This window comes from Novosphingobium organovorum (assembly GCF_022832435.1).
Taxonomy (GTDB): domain Bacteria; phylum Pseudomonadota; class Alphaproteobacteria; order Sphingomonadales; family Sphingomonadaceae; genus Novosphingobium; species Novosphingobium organovorum.
This window is the reverse complement of the sequence record NZ_JALHLF010000006.1, coordinates 26,568-50,653: the sequence shown is the minus strand read 5'-3', so window position 1 is coordinate 50,653 and position 24,086 is coordinate 26,568. Positions and strand designations below refer to the sequence as shown.

General features: G+C 66.6%; 20 protein-coding genes and 1 tRNA gene. 6 read left to right on the top strand and 15 right to left on the bottom strand.

Annotated features, from left to right (window positions below):
* Positions 1–8: 8 nt before the first annotated feature.
* Positions 9–212: a hypothetical protein gene (locus tag MTR62_RS03075; protein WP_244016834.1), complete on the bottom strand. Its 204-nt coding sequence runs from the start codon at positions 210–212 to the stop codon at positions 9–11.
* A gap of 128 nt (positions 213–340) precedes the next feature.
* On the opposite strand from MTR62_RS03075, the gene MTR62_RS03070 reads away from it, so the two are divergent.
* A complete protein-coding gene (locus MTR62_RS03070; RefSeq protein WP_244016832.1) occupies positions 341–1,189 on the top strand; it encodes a pirin family protein in 849 nt (282 codons plus the stop codon).
* Between the two features lie 153 nt (positions 1,190–1,342).
* Here the strand turns inward: MTR62_RS03070 and MTR62_RS03065 are convergent, their stop codons facing one another.
* Positions 1,343–2,863, bottom strand: coding sequence for an amino acid permease (locus MTR62_RS03065; protein ID WP_244016830.1), 1,521 nt, complete (start codon positions 2,861–2,863; stop codon positions 1,343–1,345).
* 193 nt (positions 2,864–3,056) lie between these two features.
* On the opposite strand from MTR62_RS03065, the gene panB reads away from it, so the two are divergent.
* Complete coding sequence (panB, locus tag MTR62_RS03060) at positions 3,057–3,932, top strand: 3-methyl-2-oxobutanoate hydroxymethyltransferase (RefSeq protein WP_244016828.1); 876 nt, start codon at positions 3,057–3,059, stop codon at positions 3,930–3,932.
* Between the two features lie 31 nt (positions 3,933–3,963).
* On the opposite strand, the gene MTR62_RS03055 is transcribed toward panB, so the two are convergent.
* The 4 genes from MTR62_RS03055 to MTR62_RS03040 all read right to left on the bottom strand — a co-directional run bounded on the left by MTR62_RS03055 (position 3,964) and on the right by MTR62_RS03040 (position 10,724).
* A complete protein-coding gene (locus tag MTR62_RS03055; RefSeq protein ID WP_244016826.1) occupies positions 3,964–5,733 on the bottom strand; it encodes a tetratricopeptide repeat protein in 1,770 nt (589 codons plus the stop codon).
* A gap of 94 nt (positions 5,734–5,827) precedes the next feature.
* The gene (gene prsR / locus MTR62_RS03050) at positions 5,828–7,204 is read right to left on the bottom strand and encodes a PEP-CTERM-box response regulator transcription factor (RefSeq protein WP_244016824.1); all 1,377 of its coding nucleotides are present in this window, start codon (positions 7,202–7,204) and stop codon (positions 5,828–5,830) included.
* On the bottom strand, positions 7,204–9,342 hold the full coding sequence (gene prsK, locus MTR62_RS03045; RefSeq protein ID WP_244016822.1) for an XrtA/PEP-CTERM system histidine kinase PrsK: 2,139 nt from the start codon (positions 9,340–9,342) through the stop codon (positions 7,204–7,206). The genes prsR and prsK overlap by 1 nt, the downstream gene beginning before the upstream one ends.
* Entirely contained in the window at positions 9,339–10,724 is a 1,386-nt protein-coding gene (locus tag MTR62_RS03040) for a TIGR03013 family XrtA/PEP-CTERM system glycosyltransferase (protein ID WP_244016820.1), read from the bottom strand. The genes prsK and MTR62_RS03040 overlap by 4 nt, the downstream gene beginning before the upstream one ends.
* A gap of 307 nt (positions 10,725–11,031) precedes the next feature.
* Between MTR62_RS03040 and MTR62_RS03035 the strand changes: the two genes are divergently transcribed.
* Positions 11,032–11,574, top strand: a complete 543-nt coding sequence (locus MTR62_RS03035; protein ID WP_244016818.1) for a hypothetical protein — start codon at positions 11,032–11,034, stop codon at positions 11,572–11,574.
* Between the two features lie 49 nt (positions 11,575–11,623).
* Here the strand turns inward: MTR62_RS03035 and MTR62_RS03030 are convergent, their stop codons facing one another.
* From MTR62_RS03030 to efp, 6 genes are all read right to left on the bottom strand, one after another.
* A complete protein-coding gene (locus MTR62_RS03030) occupies positions 11,624–12,967 on the bottom strand; it encodes an amidohydrolase (RefSeq protein WP_244016816.1) in 1,344 nt (447 codons plus the stop codon).
* 66 nt (positions 12,968–13,033) lie between these two features.
* Positions 13,034–13,117 (bottom strand) — tRNA-Leu (locus tag MTR62_RS03025).
* A 113-nt stretch (positions 13,118–13,230) separates the two neighbouring features.
* Entirely contained in the window at positions 13,231–13,533 is a 303-nt protein-coding gene (locus MTR62_RS03020) for a hypothetical protein (protein ID WP_244016814.1), read from the bottom strand.
* A 200-nt stretch (positions 13,534–13,733) separates the two neighbouring features.
* Positions 13,734–14,555, bottom strand: coding sequence for an inositol monophosphatase family protein (locus MTR62_RS03015; protein WP_244016812.1), 822 nt, complete (start codon positions 14,553–14,555; stop codon positions 13,734–13,736).
* 82 nt (positions 14,556–14,637) lie between these two features.
* Complete coding sequence (locus MTR62_RS03010; RefSeq protein ID WP_244016811.1) at positions 14,638–15,078, bottom strand: hypothetical protein; 441 nt, start codon at positions 15,076–15,078, stop codon at positions 14,638–14,640.
* 2 nt (positions 15,079–15,080) lie between these two features.
* Positions 15,081–15,644, bottom strand: coding sequence for an elongation factor P (gene efp / locus MTR62_RS03005; protein WP_244016808.1), 564 nt, complete (start codon positions 15,642–15,644; stop codon positions 15,081–15,083).
* A gap of 145 nt (positions 15,645–15,789) precedes the next feature.
* Between efp and MTR62_RS03000 the strand changes: the two genes are divergently transcribed.
* The 3 genes from MTR62_RS03000 to MTR62_RS02990 all read left to right on the top strand — a co-directional run bounded on the left by MTR62_RS03000 (position 15,790) and on the right by MTR62_RS02990 (position 18,472).
* Positions 15,790–16,218: a hypothetical protein gene (locus MTR62_RS03000; protein WP_244016806.1), complete on the top strand. Its 429-nt coding sequence runs from the start codon at positions 15,790–15,792 to the stop codon at positions 16,216–16,218.
* 125 nt (positions 16,219–16,343) lie between these two features.
* The gene (locus MTR62_RS02995) at positions 16,344–17,426 is read left to right on the top strand and encodes an ABC transporter substrate-binding protein (RefSeq protein ID WP_244016804.1); all 1,083 of its coding nucleotides are present in this window, start codon (positions 16,344–16,346) and stop codon (positions 17,424–17,426) included.
* A gap of 53 nt (positions 17,427–17,479) precedes the next feature.
* Complete coding sequence (locus tag MTR62_RS02990; protein WP_244016802.1) at positions 17,480–18,472, top strand: cation diffusion facilitator family transporter; 993 nt, start codon at positions 17,480–17,482, stop codon at positions 18,470–18,472.
* A gap of 25 nt (positions 18,473–18,497) precedes the next feature.
* On the opposite strand, the gene MTR62_RS02985 is transcribed toward MTR62_RS02990, so the two are convergent.
* The 3 genes from MTR62_RS02985 to MTR62_RS02975 all read right to left on the bottom strand — a co-directional run bounded on the left by MTR62_RS02985 (position 18,498) and on the right by MTR62_RS02975 (position 23,428).
* The gene (locus tag MTR62_RS02985) at positions 18,498–19,697 is read right to left on the bottom strand and encodes a diguanylate cyclase (protein ID WP_244016800.1); all 1,200 of its coding nucleotides are present in this window, start codon (positions 19,695–19,697) and stop codon (positions 18,498–18,500) included.
* 127 nt (positions 19,698–19,824) lie between these two features.
* Positions 19,825–22,386, bottom strand: coding sequence for a penicillin-binding protein 1A (locus tag MTR62_RS02980; RefSeq protein WP_244016798.1), 2,562 nt, complete (start codon positions 22,384–22,386; stop codon positions 19,825–19,827).
* Positions 22,387–22,543: 157 nt separating this feature from the next.
* Positions 22,544–23,428 (bottom strand): N-acetylmuramoyl-L-alanine amidase family protein, encoded by an 885-nt coding sequence (locus MTR62_RS02975; protein ID WP_244016797.1) that lies wholly within the window; start codon positions 23,426–23,428, stop codon positions 22,544–22,546.
* Between the last annotated feature and the right edge of the window lie 658 nt (positions 23,429–24,086).

Here is a 24,086-nt window from a genome sequence, read left to right as displayed (position 1 = left end):
TTGTCGCATCACCGCTCGGAGGTCAGCGCGAACATCGCCCACGCCAGCCCCGTGCCCAGCAGGAACAACGGCCAGGACCAGAAGAACGGATGGGTGTCGATCGTAGCTTCGTGCAGCTGGAGTATCCCTCCCCGCACGCCTTGCGAGCCAAGCACGCCCGCCACCAGCCAGGTCAGGATAAAACCGGGAAACAGGGCCTTGATGAACGCCATTTCTCACGTCCTTGCAAAACGATAGCGACGCACCCTCATGCCCTCGTACTACACCCCCTTTCCGGTTAAATTACGGCAAAAGCGATCGCGCCCTGTCGGTGCATTTCGCCGTTTCAAAGGAAGCCATCATGCGCCACGTCCTGCGCCAACACCGTGCTCTTCGCGATGACATCGCCGATCTGACCACGCGGCGCCCCCTGCCCAACCCCGCGCTGCCGCAGCTCGATCCGTTTCTTTTCCTCAACCACCATGGGCCCCAGGTCTATCCCCCGCACAACCGCGGCCTTCCCTTTGGCCCACACCCCCATCGTGGGTTCGAAACGGTAAGCTTCATCCTCAAGGGCGAAATGGCCCACCGCGACAGCGGCGGCCATGAAAGCGTGATCGGGGAAGGCGGGATTCAATGGATGACCGCCGGTTCGGGGCTCGTCCACGCCGAAATCTCGCCCGCCAGCTTCAAGCAGACGGGTGGTCCGCTCGAGATCCTCCAGCTGTGGGTCAATCTGCCCGCGCGCCTCAAGTTCACAGCGCCCGCCTATACCGGCCTGCAGCGCGAAGACATCCCGGCGATCGCGGTGCCCGGCGGGACGGTCAATCTCATTTCGGGCACCTTCGGCGGCGACGAGGGGCCGTTCCACTCGCTCACAGGGGTCGCAATGATGACCGTGACGCTTGATGCGGGCGCGCAGCTCACGCTGCCAGCCCCAAGGGGACGCACGGTGTTCCTCTACGTCGTCGCGGGCAATCCGAGTGTCGCGGGCACGCCCGTGCGCGAGGCGCACCTGATCGAGCTCGACCAGGGGGGCGACAGCGTGGACATCGCGGCGAGCGAGCCCGTCACGCTGCTCTATGGCCATGCCGACCCCATCGGCGAGCCCACCGTCGCCCACGGGCCCTTCGTCATGAACACGCGCGAAGAGATCATGGACGCGATCCGCGATTACGAGGCCGGAAAATTCGGCGCGATCCCGGCCTGACGAACCCCGGACATTCCACATGGCCTGTGGACAAATCTGTTCACAGGCCATGGAAACGGCGTGGAGTTACCGGGGACATTCCGCCAGGCACCAGAACGCACGCACAAAAAAGGGGGCCGAAAGGCCCCCTTTTCTCGTCCGGCAAGCCGCGCCTCACTCGATCGGCGGGACCGGCTGGGGCGGCGTGTCGCGGTCCCCCTCATGGACTTCGACCAGGCCGCGGCCCACGTGGCTGCGCGAACGGCTGTAGGCGTAGTACACGATGAGCCCCAGCGCCGCCCAGCCGAAGAACAGGGCGATCGTCTCGAACGACAGGCTGAAGAACAGGTAGATGCAGCCCAGGATCGCAAGCGGCGCCGTGAAGGTGACCACCGGGGTGCGGAACGGACGCGCGCGCGTGGGATCGGTCCGACGCAGCACGAGCACCGCGATCGACACCGCCGCGAAGGCGAACAGCGTACCCGAGTTCGACACGTCGGCCAGCAGACCGACCGGGAAGAACGCGGCGAACAGCGTCACGAAGACGCCGGTCAGGATGGTGATGACGTGCGGCGTGTGAAAGCGGGGGTGCACGCGCGAGAAGAACTCGGGCAGCAGGCCATCGCGGCTCATCACGAAGAAGATGCGGGTCTGGCCGAACATCATCATCAGGATGACCGAGGGCAGCGCGAGGATCGCGGCCGCACCGATCAGCCAGCCGACGAAGGGATAGCCAACCTGCTTGAGCGTCCAGGCGAGCGCTTCCTTCGAGCAGACCACGGCGTTGTCGTGGATCGCCGAGCAGGCGTGCGCCAGCGCCGGGGTTCCGGGCGACAGCGCCTCACCGGCCGCACCGGTCACGGGCTGCGCGCCAACGGTGCCGATCACGCCGGCAGCGACCAGCATGTAGAAGATGGTGCAGATCGCGAGGCTGCCGATCAGGCCGATCGGCATGTTGCGCTGGGGATTGCGGGTTTCCTCGGCCGCGGTCGAAACCGCGTCGAAACCGACGTAGGCAAAGAAAATCGAAGCGGCGGCGGCCGAAATACCGGCAAAGCCCATCGGCGCGAACGGTTCGAACTGGCCGGTCTTGATGACCGGAATGGTCAGCGCGATGAACAGCGTGAGCGCGAGGATCTTGATGCCCACCAGCACCGCGTTGACCGTCGCGCTTTCCTTGGTGCCCTTGACCAGCAGCGCGGTGACCACCATCGCGATGAGCATCGCGGGAAGGTTGATCATGCCGCCGTCGAACGGACCACGGACAAGCTCCTTGGGCACGTCGATCGCGAAACTGGTGTGCAACCAGCCCACGAAATAGCCCGACCAGCCCACCGACACCGCGCCCGCGGCGATCGCGTATTCCAGAATGAGCGCCCAGCCCACCATCCAGGCCACGACTTCGCCCATCACCGCATAGCTATAGGTATAGGCCGAACCCGAAACCGGCACCATGGCCGACATTTCGGCGTAGCACAGCGCCGCGACCGCGCAGACGAAGCCGGCGATGACGAAGGAGAGCATCATCCCCGGTCCGGCCTTCTGCGCCGCTTCGGCGGTCAGCACGAAGATACCGGTGCCGATGACGGCGCCGATGCCGAGCATGGTGAGCTGGAAGGCCCCCAGCGAGCGATGTAGAGATTTCTTTTCCGCTGTCGCCAAAATGGCATCAAGCGGCTTTACCCGTCCAAACATGCGTGGATCCCCGATTTCCTTGATGGCGCGACGCTAACCATCCCGAAATTATTGGCAAGGGGTAAGCAAGAAAAATGCCTCACTCTCAGGCCGCTTGCGCGCGGGTTTCCCCGATTTCCTGATTTCCCGCCCCGCCACAGGGGCCATCCAGCAAGGTTTGCCCGCAAGCGCGCGGAGCGCTAGAAGCGCGCTCATGTCCACGACCTTCCAGCTCGACACCGCCACCAGCCGCGCCCATCCCACGCCTGCGCCGATGAAGCGGCTGACCATTCCGGCCATCCGGCGCCGCAAGCAGGACGGCGTCACTGCCGAACCGATCGTCATGCTCACCGCCTATACCGCGCGCCAGGCCCAGTTGCTCGACGCGCATTGCGACATGCTGCTGGTGGGCGACAGCCTGGGTCAGGTCATTTACGGCCTGTCCTCCAGCGTGCCGGTGACGATGGAAATGATGATCAACCACGGCGCCGCGGTGGTGCGCGGCAGCTATCACGCCGCGGTCGTCGTCGACATGCCGTTCGGCACCTACGAGCAATCGCCTGCCCAGGCGTTCGAAAACGCCGCGCGCCTGCTCAAGGAGACGGGCTGCGCGGCGGTCAAGCTCGAGGGCGGGGCGGCGATGGCCGAAACCGTCGCCTTCCTCAGCCAGCGCGGCATTCCGGTGATGGGCCATATCGGACTGACCCCGCAGGCGGTCAACGTACTGGGCGGCTACAACGCGCGTGGGCGTTCGGCCGCCGAAGCCGACAAGATCGTCGCCGATGCGCGCGCGCTCGATGCCGCGGGTGCCTTTGCCATCGTGATCGAGGGCGTGGTCGAACCGATCGCGGTGGCCGCGAGCGAGGCGATCGCCTGCCCCAGCATCGGCATCGGCGGTTCGGCGCGCTGCGATGGCCAGGTTCTCGTGACCGAAGACATGTGCGGCCTGTTCGAGCGGGTTCCCCGCTTCGTCAAGCGCTACGCCGATATGGCCACGACGATCAGCGAGGCCGCCGAAACGTTCGCCGCCGAAGTGCGCGCCCGCAGCTTTCCGGGTATCGACCAGACCTACCAGCCGCGCGGCGCGTGAACGCCACCTCCGGAACATAGCTGGCCGGAACTCAGCGGAAACGCGACTCCTCGGCCAGTATCGCGCGGCCCTGCGCGATCAGCGCGGTGGGGCCGGCCATGGCCGCCGCCTTGTCGAAGAGCGCCTGCGCATCGCCGCGATGGCGCCCCAGGGCCGCTTCGGCGAAGGCCAGGGCCTGCGTCGCCTCGGGGCTCGCACGCTGGAGGCGGTAGGCTTGCATCGCGGTGATCTGCGCGCTTTGCGGATCGCCCAGCCCGGCCTCGACCAGCGCGAGGTTGGAGAGCACTTGTACGTCGCGCTGCGCTCCGGTGTCACGCAGCCAGGCAAGAATCGCCTCGGCACGCCGATAGTCGCCGCCCGCGATGGCCAGCGCCGCCGCCGCGCGCAGGGTTACGCGGCTGGTCGGGTTCTGCTGCAGCGTGCCCTCCACCAGATCGCGCGCGGCCGAAATTTCTCCTGCCGCGACGAGAGCCTGATAACGCCGCAGAAAGAGGCTGGGCGGCATACGGATCGCGGCCGCGCGCGCGTAGCGCTCGGCCGCATCGCGCGGATGACCCAGCGCCAGTTGCACGTCTCCTGCGCGCGCAAGGCTGGCATAGTTTCCCGGATCGGCCCGCAGCGCGCTCTCGGCCAACTGCGCCGCCGCCGCATCCTGACCACGCGCGAGCAGCTGCCCAATCGGCGTTTGCGCGCCCACCAGATGCAGCACTCCCGCACGCGGACGCGCCGCCGCGTCGAGCCGTTCGCCCGCGGCCATGCGCTCACCCAGCGCTTCGTGGCAGCGCGCCAGAACGGTCAGCAGATAGGGCGAGGCATCGCCGCGCGCCACATCCCCGGCAAAGCGCAGCGTCGCATAGCGGTATTGCCCCGAAAGATAGATCGCGCGCGCCAGCAGGTCCTTGGCCCGCCCGTTGTCGGGCCGCATCCGCAGCAGGGCCTCCAACGCCTCACCCGCCGTCGCCGGGTTGCCTGCCGCCAGTTCGACGATACCGCGCATCAAGAGCCCGCCCGCGCGATCCGTGATCCGGTCCCCGGCCCGGTCGAGCAGACGGCGCGCCAGCTCGAAATTTCCCGCCCGCGCGGCAATTACCGCCTGAATATAGTAAGCCTGGGCGTTCCCGGGATCGAGTTCGAGCACCCGGCGGGTCACCGTCACCGCCTCGCTCGCCCGGTCGAGTTCGCCCAGTGTCGCGGCGTATTGCAGCAGCGTGGGCACATCGTCCTTGCGGATCAGGATCGCCTGCTCGAACCAGGCCAGCGCCCCGACCAGCCCGTAGCGATCGCGCACCAGCTCGCCCTTGAACGTGAGCGCCGGAACATCGTGTGCATCGAGCGCCAGCGCGTGATCGGCCGCCGCGATGGCCAGCGTGTGCTGCCCGCCCGCGTAGCGCAGGCGGCCAATATCAACCCACAGCTCGGGGTCGTCAGGAGTGATCGCCAGAGCCTTGTCGAAGGCCCGGCCCGCCGCTGCCAGATCGCCCTCGGTCCATTCCACGCGCGCCATTGCGCGCCAGCCCAGCGCCGCCGTGTCGCGGGAAAAGCGCCCCTGCCCAAGCCAGTCGCGGGCGCTTTGCGTGTCGCCCTGGTCGAGATAGGCCTCGCCCATCCAGGCCGCGATGTCGCGCCGTGCGGCGCCCTTGTCGAGCGCGGCGCGCAGGCGCATCTCGGCCGCGATGCCATCGCCCTTCGCCAGCGCGGCGCGCGCCCTGGCAATCAGGCCCGCCGGAGCGGCGTCCTCCTGCCCGTGACCGGACCGAACCGCGAGCGGTGAAGCGCCCAGCGCCAAACCGGCCGCCAGCACCAGCCCAGCCCCTCCGCGAAACGCGAACCGGCGCCCCCTGCCCTCTCCGCCAGTTCCGGTCCTTCCACCAGCGCAGGCCCCGGGGCGGGCACCGTCAGGATTGCAGGTCGTACTGCTTGAGCAGGTCATAGAGCGTGGGGCGGCTTATCCCGAGCATCTTGGCGGTGCTCGAAATATTGCCTTCGCTGCGCGCGAGCGCATGGCGGATCACCTTGCGATCCGCCGCTTCGCGCGCGGTCTTGAGGTTGAGCGCATTGATCACCTGCTCGTCGGGATCGGCCAGATCGAGATCGGTCGCCGAGACCAGCTTCTCGTCGGCCATGATGACCGCGCGCTTCACCCGGTTCTCCAGCTCGCGCACATTGCCCGGCCAGGACCAGGCATCGATCGCGGCCAGCGCATCGGCCGCGAAGCCACGCACGCGTGGGTTCATTTCCGCCGCGTAGCGCGCCAGGAAGGTCTTGGCGAGCAGCGTGGCATCACCCGGCCGCTCCGCGAGGCTGGGAATGCGCACGACGATCTCGGCGAGACGGTAATAGAGATCCTCGCGAAAGCGCCCCTCGGCGATCATCGCTTCCAGGTCCTGGTGCGTGGCGCACACGATGCGCGTATCGACCGCGATCGATTCGCGCGAGCCGACGCGTTCGATCACGCGCTCCTGCAGGAAACGCAGCAGCTTGACCTGGAGCTGGAGCGGAATGTCGCCCACTTCGTCGAGGAACAGCGTGCCCCCGCCCGCCTGCTCGATCTTGCCCGGCGTGGTCTTGACCGCGCCAGTGAAAGCCCCCTTCTCGTGCCCGAACAGTTCGCTTTCGAGCAGGTTTTCCGGGATCGCGGCACAGTTGATCGCGACGAATTGGCCGCGCGCGCGATCGCTCGCGTCGTGGAGCCCGCGCGCGAGCAGCTCCTTGCCGGTCCCGCTCGCGCCCAGCAGCATGACCGAAACCTTGGTGTTGGCCACACGTTCGATCGTGCGCGCGACCTTGAGCATCTCGGGCGCGGCGGTGATCATCCGCCCCAGCACCTTGTCGTCTTTCTCGACCTTGGCGGCGAGACGGCGGTTCTCTTCCTCCAGCCGGTGGAGCTGGAGCGCGCGGCGCACGATCAGGCCCAGCGAATCGATGTCCACCGGCTTCTGGTAGAAATCGTAGGCCCCTTGCGCGATCGCGTTAAGCGCGCTCTCGCGCGCGCCGTGCCCGCTCGCCACGATCACCTTGGTGTCGGGCTTGAGCGCCATGATTTCGTCGAGCACCGCGAACCCCTCGCTCGTCCCGTCCGGGTCGGGTGGCAGGCCAAGGTCGAGCGTGACCACATCGGGCGTCTCGGCGCGCAGCAGCGCGATCGCGCTCGGCCGGTCGCCCGCGACAAGCACCTCGAAATCCTCATAGGCCCACTTGAGCTGCGCCTGCAGGCCCGGATCGTCCTCGACGATCAGAAGTTTGGGCAAGGACTTGGCGTGATCTTGCGGCATCAGGCTACTTTCTGGTCATTCTTCGTGAGGTTATGGTAAAGGTTGGTGGCTTCGCTGAGCGGAATGCGCACGACGAAGCGCGACCCCAGCCCTTCGCGCGATTCCACGTCGAGCCGCCCGCGCATCGCGCGCACAAGTTCGCGCGCCTCGAAGGCCCCGATGCCAAATCCTCCGCTCTTGGTTGACACGAAAGGTTTGAACAGTCCGTTGCGGACGAACTCGGCAGACATGCCGCAGCCCGAATCGAGGACCTCGAAGCGCGCATGCAGCCCGTCGGCGACCACCGAAAGGAACACCGGACTATGCGGCTCGCTCGCATCGAGGCCGTTCTGGACGAGATGGACCAGCACCTGCTCGAGCGAATGGCGGTTGGCGGTAATGTCGAGATCGGGCGATTCGACGAGAACGAACTGGCGGCTGTCGCGGTATCTGGCCGCGATCGCGCCCAGCACCTCGCGCGTGCTGACGATATCCAGCTTGTCCACCGCCCCGGTGCCGTAGCGCCCGAGGCGGGCGATCAGCGCGTTGAGCTTTTCCGAGGAATTGCGCAACGTCACCAGCATGTCGGCACGAAAGGCCGGCTTGTCGGCGTGAAGCTCGGCGTTGCGGGCGAGCAGGCTGAACTGGCTCGCCAGGTTCTTAATGTCGTGCATCACGAAGGCGATACGGCGATGGAAATCGTCGAACCGGTTGGCTTCGGCAAGCGCGATCTGGCTCGCGTTTTCGGCCAGATAGCTCGCCACCTGCTGGCCGATCACGCGCAGCAGGTCGAAGTCCTCCCAATCGAACTTGCGCACGAACTGGGGGCGCGCCAGCACCACGGTGCCGACCAGCCGCTCGTAGTGCACCAAGGGGATCACCGCCCAGGCGCGCGTGTCACCGAGCAACCAGGGGGGCGTATCGAGCTGCGGGGTGCCCTCGCCGTCGATCCCGGCGTCGCGGATCGCGTCGAGATCGACGATGAAGCCGGTGCGTTCGAGGTGCGATTGGCTCTGCATCGACATGGCGATGGCCGGAACCTCGATCTCGGCCCAGTTCCAGCGCGCGGCCAGCGTCATCTCGCCCTGGTCGCTGGGGGTGAGCAGCAGGCCGGCCGGGCTTTCGAACAGATCCGCGATCGACTTGACCACCCGCTCGCCAAGCGGCGCGGCCTCCTCGCCGCCGCTGCCGATGGTGCGGGTAAAGCGCAGCCATTCCTCGCGATAATCGTAGCGGTGCTGGAAGAAGTGCTTGGCCAGCGTCACCTTGAGCCAGCTGCGCAAGCGGCGCGAGGGCAGCACGACGAAGGCGATCGCGCTTGCCAGCGTCAGGAACGCCAGCTCGATCAGCCGGGCAAAGTTGCCACCCGCATAGGACAGCCACTGCGCCACCGCGACCATGCCCACCAGATAGGCGCCGATCACCAGCAGCGAAAAGGTCTGAAAGGTCACCGCGCGCGAGGGGCGAATGCGCAGTTCGTCCCGGTTTCCAGCCGCGGCAAGACCGATGAACAGTGCCAGGAACAGCGTCGCCAGTCCGCGAAAGGCCGCGATCTCCGTGGGCCAGCCCCCGGCCAGGTAGGAAATCGTGTAAAGGTTGAGATCGAAGGCCCAGAGCACCGCAAGGCCGATCGTTGGCCAGCGCAGTCCGGACCGCGCCTCGTGCGAACAGCCCGCGTAGAGGTTGTGCACGAGCACCAGCCCGCCCACCGTGACCAGCAGGCGGAACATCACGTTGAACTCGAACGCGACACGCTGCGCCGAAATCGGCAGCGCGACGTTGAGCAGGCCGTAGTCGATGCAAAGGTGAAGCATCTCCACGAAGCACAGCGCGATGATCACCGGGCGGATCGGCGCCAGCGTCGTATCGCGCCCGTCGCCGCTGAACAGCCGCAGCACGACGACCAGCCAGGCCAGATTGCGCGCACTCTCGAACAACGAGGCGACGATCGGCGGCAGGGTCCCGGTGGCGGCGGCGGCGAGCGTCAGGCTCCAGCACGAAGTCACGAAAAGCGCCGCGAGCACCATCGCACCGGTACGCCCGAGCCGCGCGCGGCGCGGCCAGAGCCACAGCCCGGCCGAAGCCGCGGCGATCGCGCCGGTCAGGTCGAAGGCGACGCCAACCGTCGTCCACAAATCGAGGAAACCCGCCTCGATCATCGCGCCCCCTCGCTCCAGATCACCACGCGAAGGGTCTGGAGCAGGATCAGCAGGTCGAGGAAGGGGGTGTAGTTCTTGGCGTAATAGAGATCGTATTCGAGCTTGTTGCGCGAATCCTCGACCGAGGCGCCATAAGGATAATTGATCTGCGCCCAGCCGGTGATGCCCGGTTTGACCATGTGGCGCTCAGCATAAAAAGGAATGTGTTCCTCGAGATCGGCGACGAATTCGGGCCGCTCGGGACGTGGGCCAACAAAGCTCATCTCGCCCTTGAGCACGGTCCAGGCCTGGGGCAGTTCGTCGATCCGGACCTTGCGGATGAACTTGCCGATGCGGGTTACGCGTGGATCGTCCTTGGAGGCCCACTGCGCGCCGCCCGCTTCGGCATCGGTGCGCATCGAGCGCAGCTTGATGACATCGAAGGGCACGCCGAACAGACCCACGCGCGACTGGCGGTAGAACGCAGGCCCCTTGCTGTCGAGCCGGACCAGCAGCGCGAAGAGCACGATCACCGGCCCGGTCACGACCAGCACCAGCGAACTGGCGCAGATGTCGAACACACGCTTGGCCGCGCTCGAGATGGCGCGTCCGGACGAAAAGCCGTCGGAGAAGATCAGCCAGCTCGGGTTGACCGAGGCCAGGTCGATCCGCCCGGTCTCGCGCTCGATGAAGCTGGAAAATTCATTGACGTGAACACCGGCGGTCTTGATCCGCAGCAGATCCTTGAGCGGCAGCGCGTTGCGCCGTTCCTGCAGCGCCACAACGACTTCGCTGATGCCCAGTGTCTCGACGTAGCGGGTGAGGTTGTCGATCTCGGCACGCGGGACCGCACCGGCAATGCGCGACTCGGCATCGTTCATGTTGACAAAGCCAGTGACGGTAAAGCCACTTTCGGGACGCTCGCCCAGCTCGCGTACGCGCTCGGCGCGCTCACCCGTGCCGAGCACCAGCACCCGGTGGCGAAACGCGGCCGAACCGAACACCGCGTGGAACACCAGGCGGTTGAACATCAGGAGGACGATCGCGATGGCCATCGAATAGGCCAGCGTCGAGCGCCAGAAGTGCGACCCCTGGACCACGAAATCCACGAACGAGAGCGCGATGATGCCAAGCGAAATCGCAACCAGCAGCCGCGCCCCGGCAAAGCGCATCGAACGCAGCGCATCCGAGCCGTAGACGCCGACCGCCACCATCGCGAGCAGCATGATCACCGCAAAGGCCCCATGCGCCCCCACGCGATCGAGCACACTGCCCGCCGCCATGCCGATCTGCGCCGCGCGCAGCCGCCAGGACGCTTCGTTCGCCAGGATCAACAGCACGAAATCAACGGCGCAAAGCAGGATCACGGCGTAGGATATGTAATGTTTGAAAAGACGAACCATCGTCCGCGCTCGCCACCCTCTTGTCCATTAACTCTTCCCTGCCCTGACTAGGGCAAAGGCGTAAACTGTCGGTAAAGCTAACACATATGCGCGGACAATTCTTTGCCAATCGGCACTTTTCCGCGGCCGATCCGTCGCGCAGCCGCGCGGTCCGGGGCTCGGACCGACCGTGCAATGTCGGCGCGCTTTACACGCAGACCCTCTTGGGCCGACACCACAAGGCAATCCGCCATAGCGCGAATGCAATCCTTTGCTAACCAAACCCGCACACCACGCCGATACGCCTTTTCGGCTAGGGCCTATGGCCATGTCACGCATTCATAAGCGCCAGGGAGCCCGCGCCGGGATCTCGCTCAAGACGATGTCCATGCACTTCGCCGTCGTGACCCTGGCCGTGACGGCGGGGCTGGCCATGTTCGCCGACGACGAGCGCACGCCGGACGTTGGCGGCGGCGCGGCGATCGCGCAGGCCAGCACGACCGCGCGCCCGGACGCCATCAGCCGCGCCGTGCACGGCGAAAGCGCCAACAGCATCGTCAACCGCACCAACGAGACACCTGGCAGCTTCGGCCCCGATGAGGGTCCCTCGGCCGCCAGCGCAAACTACGGCTATGCCCAAAGCGCGGGCGCTGGCTACGAGATGGGCTCGACCCTGCCTCCGGGCCTCAGCCCCTACGCGCTGCCTACCTCGCTGCCGCCCGGCATGACGCTCGAACAGTGGCTGGCGCTAAAGGAAAATATGGGCGAGATGCAAACCGCAGGGCTGCCGCAGGTCGTCCTGTCCGCAGCGGACGTGCAGACGCTGAACGCCAACGGCGCGAGCCAGCCCCCGGCGCCGTCCTCGCACTGAACCTAGCGTCCCTTCGCAAGGGATCGGGAATTCGGCCGCCGTTCCGATGTCAGCGCTTGAGAATGTCGAGCGCGGTCAGCGTCAGCGTCTGCGCGCCCGATGCGATGACCTTGTCGGCCTCGGGCGCCCATAGCGCGCTGTGGAGCGAAGGCAGCGGCGGACCGCCCGCCTGCGCCGCCGCCCAGGCCTTTTCGGGCACTCCGCCGACCCAGAAGATGATCGACTGGATGTGGTTTTCGTCCGCCCGGCGGAACTCTCCGAAATCCTCGCCTCCCATGACCGACGGCAGGACCGAAACCGCCCCCTCGCCCATCTGACCCTGGAGGCGATCAACCGTCGCCTGGGTGAATTCCGGCGAATTCCACGTCGCGCGGGTGTTGTGCGGATCGACCGTGACCACCGGCAGGTCTGCCTCGGCCACGCCCGAGGCAAGCGCTTCGCCGCGCGCGATCCGCGCAATACCGTCGAGCAGCTGCTTGCGCGTGGCATCCGAATAGCTGCGCACGGTCAGTTCGAGCTTGGCCTCGTTGGGAATGACGTTGTGCTTGGTCCCGGCGTGGAAGGAGCCGACGGTGACCACCACCGGGTCCTTGGGATCGATTTCACGGCTGGCCAGCGTCTGCAATTTCATGACGATAGAACTCGCCAGCACGATCGGGTCGATGGTGGTGTGCGGGTAGGCGCCGTGGCCGCCACGCCCCTTGACCAGGATGTCGACACTGTCGACGTTGGCCAGCGCCCAGCCCACCGCTGCACCGACCTTTCCAGCCTCCATGCCGGCCGAATCGTGGAAGGCCAGCGCATAGTCGGGCTTGGGAAAGCGTGTATAGAGCCCGTCAGCCAGCATCGCCCGCGCGCCCACGCCCATTTCCTCGGCGGGCTGGCCGATCATCACCAGCGTGCCCGACCAGTCCGCCTTGCGCGCCGACATCAGACGCGCGGTCTCAATCCACGCGGTCATGTGCGTATCGTGTCCGCAGGCGTGCATGATCCCGCTCTCGACACCCGCGGTCGACACACCGCGCATCTTCGAGGCGAAGGGCAACCCCGTTTCCTCGGTCACCGGCAAGCCGTCCATGTCGGCGCGGATGAGCACAGTGGGACCTTCGCCATTGCGCATCACCGCAACCACGCCGGTACCTCCCACGCCCTCGGTCACGGTGAATCCCGCCTTGCGCGCAGCCTCGGCCATGATCCCGGCGGTGCGGTGTTCCTGTTCGCTCAACTCAGGATGCGCGTGGAGGTCACGGTAGATCGCCATGAGCTGCGGCATGTCACCGGCAATGGCTCCGGCCAGCGCCGCACTCTGCGGCGATTGCGCCAGGACGGGCGAAGCGGTTGCCAGAAGCGAGCCTGCAAGAAGGCCCAGACGAAGCGATGCGTGAAGTCCCATGGCCAGGCAAGCTATGCGAAGGACACCAAAAGGCAAGCCCTGCCAGACGCTTCGCCCGCGCGATCGTGGTGCCCCTGGCCCGACTCGAACGGGCACGCCTTGCGACAAACGATTTTGAGTCGTTCGCGTCTACCATTCCGCCACAGGGGCAGCAGATGAGGTCGAGACGCTTAGCCGTACCGCTCTCGGCGTTCAAGGGGCCAATCGTGGCTTTTTGCGTGGAGCATCAAGAGGCCAGAGCAGGCCTGGGCTGTTCCGAGCGTTCAAAAGCTCCAGTCCAGCGCGACGTGGAGGAGTTGGCGCTTCATCGCCCCCTTGCGCGAACCAATCGAGCCGATTTCGAAGCGCGGACCGCCGGGCTGGGGCATGTAGCGCAGGCGCAGCTTGATCGGCGCATCGCCCGCCTCGGGCGGCGCACCAAGTTCGAGCCGCGCGCTGCGCGCCCGCAGCGCGCCGCTAAGCGCGCCGGACCCCAGCGCACGCATGTCGAACGCCGCACCCGATGCGCCGATACGCGCATCTGCCGGGCCGGGCAGACCCGCCTGCGCCTCCGCTTTGCCAGCCATAACGAGCAAACAGCCCGCCATGCCCAAAGACCATGTTCGTCGCACCGCCATGCCGGAAACAATATCCGGTGCCTGCGAAAGTTCCGTGGCGCGGCGATGGCACTAAAAAGACAGCCGCCCCGGAACGAACCGGAGCGGCTGACTGTGATAACCAAAGCGCAGATCATTACCGCCCCCCGAACGGGCGCGGAACCTGCCGATCAGTCCTTGAGCGCGTTGGCCAGGAGCTTGTGGAGGCGCGAGTGCAGCGTGTCGTTGCCGGCCAGGATCTGCTCGTCGCAATAGGGCAGCGAACGGCCCTTCCAGTCCGACACGAAACCGCCCGCTTCGCGCACCAGAAGACAACCTGCCGCGGTATCCCAGGGCTTGAGACCGGCTTCCCAGAAGCCTTCATAGCGGCCTGCCGCGACCCACGCGAGGTCGAGCGCGGCCGAGCCGAAGCGGCGGATACCCGCCACTTGTGGCGCGATCGACTGATAGATACGCGACCATTCGGCCACGTTGCCATGCCCGGCGAAGGGAATACCCGTAGCGATCAGGCTTTCATCGAGATGGCGCCGCGAGGACACGCGCAGACGCGCATCGTGCAGCCAGGCGCCGCGGCTCTTTTCGGCCCAGAAGCTCTCGTCGGTGATCGGCTGGTAGATGAGGCCGGCGGTCACTTCGCCCCAGCCCTTCCCGTCAAGGCGCGGTTCCTGCACCGCGATCGAGATCGCGAAGTGGGGAATGCCGTGCAGGAAGTTGGTCGTCCCGTCGAGCGGATCAACGATGAAGCGCGGCTTGGTAGGATCGCCCTCGATCGTGCCGCCTTCCTCGAACAGGAAGCCCCAGTCGGGGCGCGCCGCGCGCAGTTCGTCCCAGATCGTGCGCTCGGCGGCTTGGTCGGCCTTCGAGACGAAGTCCGCAGGACCCTTGCGCGAGACCTGAAGGTGCTCGACTTCACCAAAATCGCGACGAAGGCGGCCGCCAGCCTTGCGGGCGGCCTTTTCCATGACGCGGATGAGACCGGAAATTGCGGCCATAACCTTTACTTGCTCCTACCGCCGGACGGGACCGGCGCATCAATATACCAATGGACCGGCCATCACCACCCGGTGAGGGCGCTCAGCGTCCCTTCATGCCGGGCCCGGCCTTGGCCGGAGCCTTGGCTGCGGCGGCCGCGGCCTTGGGCTTGTAACCACAGATGAGCGCCATCACGTCGAGCACTTCGTTGGGCTTGTCGAGATGGACCTTGCCCGCGTTCTGCGCGATGGTGTTGTCCATGGCGGTGGTGATCTTGTGCAGCGAATTGTCGTACAGGCAGCCGACCAGGCGCTGCTTGACCGTATGGTCCACCTTGTCGGAGTGCAGCGCGGCGTAGAACACGTCGAGATAGAGCATCACGTTCTTCGTGTCCGGGTTCTTCGCTGGCGTACCGGCCACCGCCGGAGCCGCGACCGGCGCGGGTACGGCCGCCGAGGCCGCGGCACTCGCCACGACCGGCGCGAGCGCCAGCGTCACAGCCGATGCCAGTGCGCCCACGCGTTCGACAATTCGCTTGCTCATGATCAATCCGCCTTCTTCACGTAAGCCTTTTCGTAGACGTCGACGACGATGCGCGTACCGCTCTCGATGTGCGGCGGAACCATGACGCGCACACCGTTGTCGAGCACGGCGGGCTTGTAGCTCGACGAGGCGGTCTGGCCCTTCACGACGGCGTCGGCCTCGACGATGGTGGCTTCGACCTGCTCGGGCAGCTGGACCGAGATCGGGCGTTCTTCCCACAGCTCGAGCGCGACTTCCATGCCGTCCTGGAGGAAGGCTGCGGCATCGCCCACGAGATCGGCCGGCAGGTTGATCTGCTCGTAGGTCTCGGTGTCCATGAACACCAGCATGTCGCCTTCGGCGTAAAGGTACTGGAAGTCCTTGGTGTCGAGACGGACCTTCTCGATCGTGTCGGCGCTGCGGAAACGCACGTTGGTCTTGCGGCCATCGATGAGGTTCTTCATCTCGACCTGCATGTACGCGCCGCCCTTGCCCGGCTGGGTGTGCTGCGTCTTGGCAACCTTCCAGATGCCTTTTTCGTATTCGAGAATGTTGCCGGGACGAATGTCGACGCCGCTGATCTTCATGAAAACCTGCCTTCGATGGGAAAGAGCTGACTGGTGCCTGCGCCGTGCAGAGGTTGGTTCTGTGGGCGCAGCTGCAAATCCTGCGCCCCTTAGACCAGCGAGACGGGCATGGCAATTGCCTCGCGCCGATGCTAGCGAGCGGGACATGATCCGCACCCTCGAACCTGTCCACTCCCTGTCTCGCCCCGCCTTCGCTCTGGCGGCCCTGCTTGCGCTCGCCGCGCTCGTCCCCGGCACGGTGGAGGCCGCTGTCGCCGAGCCCGCGCCGCCGCCGGTTCCGGGCGGCCGGATCGACACGCTGAGCCTGGGCCGCTACACCTGTGAGAAGCCGGGCGATGCGGGCGGTCTCATCGGCGAGCCGATGCCCGCGTACAACTTCAGCATCGTCAACGCCTCGAGCTACAAGGCCGGTGGCGTGCGCGGCAGCTACCTGCTCACCGGCGACGATGTGGTGATGACCGGAGGCAAGCTGCAGAACATGCGTTTCAAGCGCGTGTCCAGCGGCTTCCTGCGCCTCGCGGACCCCGCCACGCCCGCCGATGCCATGCGCTGCGTGCTCGCCGGACGCAAGTAACCAGCGCCCCCGCGACCGGTCCCCGGAGCCTTTTGCCCGCTGACGGTTTTCCCTTCGCGACACGCGCCGCCGCACGGCGCGCGCGCCCGCCCTGACGGCGGGTTCAGGCGATGGGGTTCAGGAACATGACGGGCACGATCACGATCGGTATTCTCAACGATAGCGCCGATCGCGGCGGGCCGATGGGGCTCGACGACGGCGGCCCCGGCGATCTTGCCGGATGGATCGAGCGCGAGGCCCGATCGCTGATCGAGGCCGGACGGCTTTGCGGCTCCGTCGCGATCGTGCACGCTTATGCGCTGGGGCTTCCCGGTGGCACCGCCGATGCGCTCGAGGCCGCTTACCGGCGGCTCGCCGAAACGCCGGTCGATCTGGTCATCGGCCCGTTCGTGGGCGACAACGCGCGCGTCGCCGCGCCGCTCGCCGAGGCGCTGCGCCTGCCCACGCTCATCTGCACCGACGAGGATCGCGCGCGCGGCCGCCACGTGTTCCAGTTGCAGACCGGCAACCCGGCGCAGGAGGCCGCCCTTATTGCCGGGCATCTGCGCACGCTGGAATGCCGCGCGCCGCTCGTCGTCCACGATGCGACGCCGTTTGGCGAGCGGCTGGCAAGGCAGTTCGCCGGACAAGGCGCACTGCACGGTTTTGCGCCTTCCGCCATCGCCGCGCTGGACGAACGACCCGAGCCGGCAGCGCTCGATACAGTGGTAGCCGCTGCGACGGCGCCGCACAGCGCCCCCTCTTGCGACGCTCTGGTCTATCTCGGCCAGGGCCACCCGGCGCGCGCGCTGGCAGCCCGCCTGCGATCCGCCGGATTTACCGGGCCATGCCTCACCAACTGCGCCAGCGCCGCCGCGATCACGCTAGACGCCGCCGCTTGCGAGGGCTGGTTCCACGTGGCGACGGTAAGCGTGCGCAACCCGGTTCTGGCGCGCGCGCTCGAAACCCATGCCGCGGCCCTGCAGGACGCGCCCTCCATCGCGCTCGGCCACGACGTCGCGCGGCTGGTCGGCGAAGCGATGGCGCGCGCGGTCGGGCCGGGCCGGTCGGGACTGCGGCTCGGGCTCGAACAGGTCACCTGGCTCGACGCTGCGCACGGCGATCCGGGCACCAAACTGGGCTTTGGGGTCTACGAACGCGCGGCGCTGCACGGCCCCTATCTCGTCATGCGCCAGTGGCGAGGCGCACAAAGCGTCGATGTGGGCTGACTGACGGACAGTTTTTCCTTGTATTCGGCGCCTTTTCCATGCGTTGAAAGATCATGGCCCATTCCCAGACACCGAGCGATGGCACCACCGCGCTCACCCACATCCGCAAGAACATCGTGCTTTACGGCGCGCTCGCCGCGAACCTTGGCATCGCGGTCGCCAAGTTCGCCGCCGCGACGATCAGCGGCTCCTCCTCGATGGCGACCGAGGCGATCCACTCGCTGGTCGACAGCGGCAATCAGGTCCTGCTGCTCTACGGCCAGAAGCGTGCCGGTCGCCCGCCCGATGCCGAACACCCCTTCGGCTACGGCCGCGAGCTCTATTTCTGGGCGCTCGTGGTCGCCATCCTGATCTTTGCCGTCGGCGCGGGCGCCTCGATCTACGAAGGGCTGGCCCATATCCGCAAGCCGCACGCGGTCGAAGACCCGACGCTGAGCTATATCGTCATCGCCATCGCCTTTGCCCTCGAAGGGTCGAGCTGGTTTCTCGCGATGCGCGAATTCAACGCCGCGCGCGGCCGCCAGAGCTGGTGGAAGGCGATCCGGCGCAGCAAGGACCCGGCCGCGTTCATCGTCCTGTTCGAGGACAGCGCCGCGCTCATCGGCCTCGCCATCGCCGCGTTGGGGGTGTGGGGCAGCGTCCATTTCGCCGATCCGCGTATCGACGGCGCGGCCTCGGTGCTGATCGGGCTCGTCCTGGCTGCTGTCGCGGTACTGCTCGCGCGCGAGGCCAAGGGACTGCTCATCGGCGAAGCGGCGGACCCGGCGCTGATCCGTGCGCTGCGCGAGACCGTGGCGGCGCATCCCGCGATCGTCGCGGTCAACCACGTGCGCACGCTGCACACCGCACCCCAGGCGATTTTCGTCGCGATAAGCGCCGATTTCGAAGACAGCGTCACGATGGGGGACGCCGAAACGATGATCGAGGATCTCGAACAGCGTCTCAAGCGCCTCTCGCCCTCGATTTCCTCGATCTACATCCGCCCGGAGAAGCGCGAGGATGCGGTCGTCGACTTTACCCAGCCCGCGCCGCAGTCCTCGTTTTAAGCAGCGCGAGCCCGCGCCACCGCGTTCAGGACGCGGCGGCCTGCCCCCCGGTGGCAACCCCCGCAAGGCTCGGCCGCACGCAGTTGCGGCCCGCGTCCTTGGCCCGATAGAGCATTTTGTCCGCGCTCCCCATTGCCGCGACGAGCCCGCGCGGACCGTTCAGTTCGATCGGCGCGACACCGATGCTGACCGTTGCGGCAATCGTCTTTTCGCCCAGCTCCACCGGCGTTTCGGCAATCGCCGCGCGCAGCCGCTCGGCCACCTCGATCGCGCCCGCGTAGCCCGTTTCGGGCAGCAGCACGGCGAATTCCTCACCGCCCATGCGCCCGACCAGATCCTCGCGCCGCGCGGCGGAATCGATCGACCGGGCGATCGCGACCAGCACCGCATCGCCCGCCAGATGCCCGTGCCGGTCGTTGACCTGCTTGAAGTGATCGACGTCGATCAGCAGCAACGACAACTTGCGTGCGTGGCGGCGCGAGCGCTGGATTTCGGCCTCGGCGCGCGCCGTAAACGCCCGCCGGTTGAGCACCCCGGTCAGGTAGTCGCGGTCGGCCATGGTGAGCAACTGCGCGACATGGCGCGAAATCGAACGCTCCATCGGCCGGAAGATGAAGAACGCCTCGAACGTCAGCGTCATCAGGACGATCAGCAGGATCGCCCACTGGATGTCCTCCATCCGCTGCGTGCGCCCTTCGCTGACAGACTGGTGGATCGACACGACCTGCTCGAGCCCGGCCAGCAGCGGCCCGCGCGCCAGGTCCGCCAGCGTACGCAAGTCCGCCATTTCCGCAGGATTGGCCCGCACACGCTTGGCGCTTGGGCGCTCGAGAATGCGCCGCGCGGCATCCAGATAGCGGCGCGTCAGCCGGTCGACATCGCCCGCGCCGTAATAGACGTCGGATAGCCGCCGTTCACCGATCGAGGCCGCCCCGGTCCCGCTGGCGAGCGCGCGCAGCGTTTCGTGCGCCCTCGCAAACTGGTCGATCGCGTCGGCCAGCGGCGCGCGCGCCGAGGCGTTGCCCAGATGCAGGTCGACCGCGAGCCCGTTGATGCGCTGCGAGAGCATGCGCTGGCGCCCGCTCATGTTGATGATTGCGGCAGAGCCCTCGTTCGCGCGCAAGGTCTGGGTGAGCACGAGGTGCGAGATGATCGTCAGCAGCGCGATCAGGGCGAGTGCGACGATATAGCGCAGCGTCAGCCCGCGCGAGGAATACTGTGCCATGCGACCCCTGAACCCATTATCCCGTCCGTTCAGGCCATCTATGGGTGCAAGCGATTTAATATTAGGTAATCATACCTAATCTTTCCCGCGCATCCGCCCCGAAAGCGGTGGATGCGCGGGAAAAGGATCAATAGATCCCGCCCTGTTCCTCGACGAAGTTGTTCGAATTTTCCTGTGCGGCGTGTGCCGCCGCGTCCTCGCGTGCCTTGCGGGCGTTGTCGATCTCCGCGATCAGCGCGTCGCGTCGCTTGGTGAACTCGTCCTCCGCGGTGTACTGGCGCGGTTCGGTATCGGGCTTGAAGGCCTCCCAGATCACCGAGGCCTTGGGATCGTTGGTCGGCTCGACACCCATGACCTGCTTGCCGGTCACGCGGTCGATCCGCACCATGCGCACACCCGGCGGGGCAATCATCGGCTGCTGGCTCCAGCGCTCACGCGTGGCCTCGACCACATCCTTGAAGATCGGCGCCGAAATGCGCCCGCCCTGCGCCCATCCGCCCAGCGAACGCGGACTGTCGTAGCCGACATAGACGCCCCCGACATAGTCCTGGTTGCCGCCCATGAACCACACGTCGGTCGGCCCGTTGGTGGTGCCGGTCTTGCCGAACAGCGGCAGATTGAGGCTGCGCAGACGCACCGCGGTGCCGCGGATCACCACGCCCTCGAGCATGTGCACGGTCTGGTAGGCGGTATCGGCGTTCATCACCTGCTTGCCCTTGTGTCCGATGCGCGGCATCGGCTTGCCGTCCCATTCGGGCATGTTGCAGCCATCGCAGGTGCTGCGATCGGCCTTCCAGATCACCTTGCCGTTGCGGTCCTGAATATAGTCGATCACCGAGGCAGGGTACTGCACCCCGTCGTTGGCCAGCGCCGAGTAGGCATTGGCCATGCGCGCTACGGTCGTCTCGCCAGCGCCCAGGGCAAAGGAGAGGTACGGCTTGTAGTCCCCGATCCCCATCGTCCGGAAGGTCTTGATGACCTTGCCCATGCCGATGTCGTTGGCGATGCGCACGGTCATCAGGTTGCGCGACTGCTCAAGGCCCCAGCGCATCGTGTGCGACCCCGCGCCGCCTTCATTGGCGAAGTTGCGGAAGCACTTCTGGCCCAGACGACCGCCCTGGTAGACGCAGAACGTCCCGTCGAGCACTTGTGTCGCGGGGGTCATGCCATTGTCGAGACCGGTCGCGTAAACGAACGGCTTGATCGTCGAGCCGGGCTGGCGTTCGGCCTGGATGGCGCGGTTGAAGGAACCCAGACCGGAATCGAAACCGCCCTGCATCGCCATGATCCGGCCCGACCACGGCTGTTCCATGATCATGCCACCCGACACTTCCGGAATGATCTGGACCGCATAGGTCCCCGCCGAAACCGGCGCGGCGGCGACGAAGTCACCCACGCGCGCCTTGGCCGGGATCGCGGTCAGGGCCGCGATGTTGCCGTCGGCAAAGCCGATCCGTCCGCTGCCACTGGCCGCATCGAGGATCACGCCCACGCGCCAGTCCTTGTAGTTGATCGTCTTGTTGGAGACGATCAGCTGGGTCTGCCAGTTGTCGAGATCGTTGATGTGCGCGATGGGCCCGGCCCAGTCGCGGCTGCCGTGGTAGCCGATCAGCCCCTTGCGCAGCGCATCGCGCACCGCGTGCTGAAGCTCGGGGTCGAGCGAGGTACGCACCCACAGACCGCCCGCGTAGACGCTGTTGGGGCCATCCTCGGCCTTTTCCCCATAGCGCTCGATCAGGCGACGGCGCACTTCCTCGACGAAATAGCCGTTGGCCGGATCGTAATCGGGGCCACGCTGGGTGACCAGGCCAAGCGGCTCGGCCTTGGCTTCGTCGGCCGCCTGGCGGGTGGCCCAGCCGTTGCGCACCATCTGGTCGAGCACCCAGTTGCGGCGTTCGATCGCGCGATCCTCGGCCTTCTTGCGGCCGTAGACTTCAGGCGCGCGCGGCAGGATGGCAAGGAACGCCGCCTGGCTCAGCGTCAATTCGTCGACATCGCGGTCGAAATAGGCGCGTGCGGCGGCCTGCACGCCGAACGAGCGGCGACCGAGCGGGATCTGGTTGAGGTAGAGTTCGAGGATCTGCTGCTTGGACAGCACCCCCTCGATCCGGCGGGCGAGCACCATTTCCTTGAGCTTGCGGGTCACCGAATAGGCATCGCCGATCAGCAGGTTCTTGGCCACCTGCTGGGTGATGGTCGAGCCGCCCTTGGCGCGCACGCCCGAACCATACTTGCGTGCATAGTCGATCACCGCACCGGCAAGGCCGCCCAGATCGACCCCGCCATGGGTCCAGAAGGTGCGGTCCTCGGCCGAGAGAAAGGCGTTGTAGACCTGCGGCGGGATGTCCTGGAAACGCAGCTGAACACGTCTTTCACGCGCGTAACTGTAGGCGATCTCGCCATGAATATCGCGCACCATCGTGGGCAGCGGCGGCTGGTAGGCCAAGAGCGACTTGGCATCGGGCAGGTCGCGGGTCATCGCAATCCACAGCCCGGCCAGCACGACGAGCCCGGCCAGACACAGATAACCGAACCGCCGAAGCCACTTGCGCTCGCGCCAAAGCGTGCTGATTCGCCCACCCAGTCGGCCGGCAAATCCCCGCGAGGCTCCGCGGCGAAGGCTGAAGCGGGCATCTTCGGGCGTGTCCGGGCGCGATCGGGCGCCGCTCTCGGTGGTCTCTTCGCTCATCGTGATCGCCCTCTAGCACGCCCTTTTCGCGCAAGGCCAGCCGCCTTGGCACCATCCGCCGATTTCCCCGCGGCTTTCGTCACGCGCGAAGGCCCGCACGCCGGCCCCGTCCGGGCTGACCCCGGTCAGCGCCTGTACCCGTCGGCCCTTGCTGCAGTCACGTTCCGGCCTTGCGCGCAAAGAAGCGCCGGATCGCGCGCGAGGCGGCATCGGCGACGACCGCCTGCCCTTTCCGCGAACTCAGGAACGCGGCATCATCGGCGTTGTTGATATAGCCGGTCTCGAACAGCACCGAGGGGATGTCCGGCGCCTTGAGCACCGCGAGCGCGGCGGTCTGCGCCCGACGGCGGTGCAGGCGAACGCCCGCACTCGTCAATTCGTCGAGCAGCAACCCCGCCACACGCGCCGAATCCGCCTGGGTTCCGCTCTGCGACAGGTCGAGCAGGATCGCGCCCACCCGATCGGAGGTATCGGCAATCACGATGCCATTGATGCGCTGCCCTTTTTCCGCGCCGGTCTGGCGCGCGCTGGCGGCGAAACGCTGCGCCGCCTCGTCGTTGCCCTTTTCGGACAGGACATAGGCACTGGCCCCGCGCGCCTGGTCGCTTTGCGCGCTGTCGGCGTGGATCGAGAGAAACAGGTCGGCGTTCAACCGGCGCGCGATCGCAGGGCGGTCCGACAGCGCGATGAACCGATCGGTGTCGCGGGTCAGCGCCACGCGCACGTCGCCGTGGGCAAGCAGGTCGTCGCGGATCGCGCGGGCGATCTGGAGCGCGACGCGCTTTTCCTTGAGCGCGCCCTGCCCCGCCCCCGGATCGAACCCGCCGTGCCCCGGATCGATCACCACCAGCGGCACGCTCACATCGCTCGGTCCCTCGATCGCGGGAAGGTCGGCCGGGGCATCGAGCGCGGGAAGGTCCATGCGTACGACATAATCGTACCCGCCCTGCCCCCTGACCAGCGTATGGTTAAGCACGAGCACGAAGGCCAGCACCGCGAGCGGCGCCGTCAGCAGCAAGCCTATCTGAACCCTACGCGCCATGACAGCGGGTTGGTTAAGCGCTCATGCGTCCGGCGGCAATCCTCGCAGCAGCGCGTTACCCCGGTTTTCATTCCCGCCGCATACATTCGTTCGCGTATCCAAAAACCCTCACGGGCAAACCTTGTGCGCAAAACGGCACGCGCCAAGCGCGCCAGTACGGCACCTTGCGACGCAGGAGGCAAGGGACGTGGCAAGTAACTTGCCGTGCGGGAACTTGAATGCTAGGCAATTTGCATCCGCGACTGTCATCGTCGTTCCGATAGGGCGCTGCCGCTTGAACGGCACGCCGCACAAGGATCACGTTGACCGAGTTGCGCGGGAAGAATTGAGCCGGTCCTGTCGGGCCCGGCTCCAACAGGTTGACGCGAGAGATGAGAAGCCAACTGCCGCTTTGCCAGCCGACGCCCGTACGGGCGGTGGCGGTGTGGCCGCAGAATTGGGCGTGTTCGGAATCGCCACGCAAACTTCCACTCGCAGAGGCAATGACTGCCATTCGGGCAGTGCACGTTCACACGACACTCGGGGCGATGGATTGCCCCGACGCTTGTTTCCATCCGGCCGCTAACGGGAAAGCGGGTCCGCTCACGGACCCTTGCCAGACATATCCCGGCGGCCACCATGACAATCGACGCGCTCTCCAGGCTGATCCGGCCGGACG